At 67.9% G+C, this 1,596-nt stretch carries 1 protein-coding gene; it reads right to left on the bottom strand.

Going from position 1 to position 1,596, the window contains the following annotated elements:
* Positions 1-166 precede the first annotated feature (166 nt).
* Positions 167-1,405, bottom strand: a complete 1,239-nt coding sequence (locus tag C6P64_RS17785; protein WP_105749851.1) for an MFS transporter — start codon at positions 1,403-1,405, stop codon at positions 167-169.
* Positions 1,406-1,596 lie beyond the last annotated feature (191 nt).

Genomic DNA, 1,596 nt, shown 5'->3' on the forward strand with positions numbered 1-1,596 from the left:
CTCACGCCGCTGCTGGGCTGAGCAGCCGGAGCGGTTCGGCCCGAGCGAAGCTGCGGCGAGTGCTGCTCAACGGGCTCGCCCAGCCCCGCGCAGCGCAGGCGGCTTCGTTCCCCCTATCTTGCTTGGGCGCGAAAGCGCGCGCGGCAGCCGTCCTGCTGCCTGGCGGTCAAGCCTTCTTGCTGCGGGTGTCGGGCAGCAACGCGGTGGCCAGTCCTAGCAGCGGCAGGAAGGACGTGACCCCGTAGACCCAGACAATGCCCTTCATGTCTGCCAGCTGGCCGAGTCCGGCCGCTCCGATGCCGCCGATGCCGAACATCAGTCCGAACATGAGGCCGGAGATCAGGCCGACCCGCCCGGGAACCGCCTCCTGGGCATAGACCACCATGGCGGAGAATGCCGACGACATCACCAGGCCCACGATCACGGCCAGCGCGCCGGTCCAGAACAGGGTCGCATGCGGCAGCGCGAGGGCGAACGGTGCCACGCCCAGGAAGGAAATCCAGATCACCGCCTTCCGGCCGATCCGGTCGCCGACCGGGCCGCCGAAGAAGGTGCCGGCCGCGATGGCCGCCAGGAACATGAACAGGAACACCTGGCTGTGCTGCACGCTCAGTCCGAAGCGCTGCATCAGGTAGAAGGTGAAGTAGTTGGTGATCGACGCGATGTAGACGAACTTCGCGAATATCAGGATGCAGATGACGGCCACTGCCCGTATGACCTGAGGCCGGCTCAGCCCCTCGCCATGGCTCCTGGCCAGATTCCTCGCCTTGGCCTGGCCGTGCTGCCGCACCCAGGTGGTCAGGCGCAGCAGGACCAGGATGGCGACCAGGGCCACGACCATGAACCAGGCCGCGGCCTGCTGGCCATTGGGGATGATGATGGCCGCCGCCAGCAGCGGTCCGATCGCGCTGCCCGTGTTGCCGCCGACCTGGAAAGTGGACTGTGCCGTGCCGAAGCGCCCGCCCGAGGCCAGGCGGGCAATCCGCGAGGCCTCCGGGTGGAAGGTGGCCGAGCCCACGCCGACGACGGCGGCCGCCAGCAACAGCATGGGGTAGGAGCCGGCAGTGGCGAGCAGCGCGATGCCGATCAAGGTCATCACCATGCCCGCCGGCAGCAGGTGGGGCTTGGGGTGCTTGTCCGTGTACAGCCCGATCCAGGGCTGCAGCAGCGACGCCGTCACCTGGTAGACCAGGGCCATGAGGCCGATCTGGCCGAAGCTCAGCGAATAGTTGAGCTTGAGCAGAGGAAAGATCGACGGCAGGGTCGCCTGGATCAGGTCGTTGAGCAGATGGGCGAAGGCCGCCCCGCCCACGATGGGCAGCAGGAAGCCTTGTGGTTTCTGGTCGGCCGCTGATGGCGTGGCCGAGGTCGCCGAAGCATCGAGGGTGGTGGTGTGAGCAGACATGGGGGAGTCGAGTCAGGCAGGGGCGGCCGGCGCACGGGACGCCGCAATGGCCGCCCAGCCATGCCGTTCGGCAGGACAAGGAAGCCGGCGATGGGCCAGCCTCCCAGGATCAGGCAGAGGGTACCGCAAATCAGTCGCACCTTGCTGCGCCCAGGGTCGGCAAGCCTGGCCTCCTAGGGCCTGTTAACGCA

It is taken from the genome of Malikia granosa, from assembly GCF_002980595.1.
Lineage (GTDB): Bacteria > Pseudomonadota > Gammaproteobacteria > Burkholderiales > Burkholderiaceae_C > Malikia > Malikia granosa.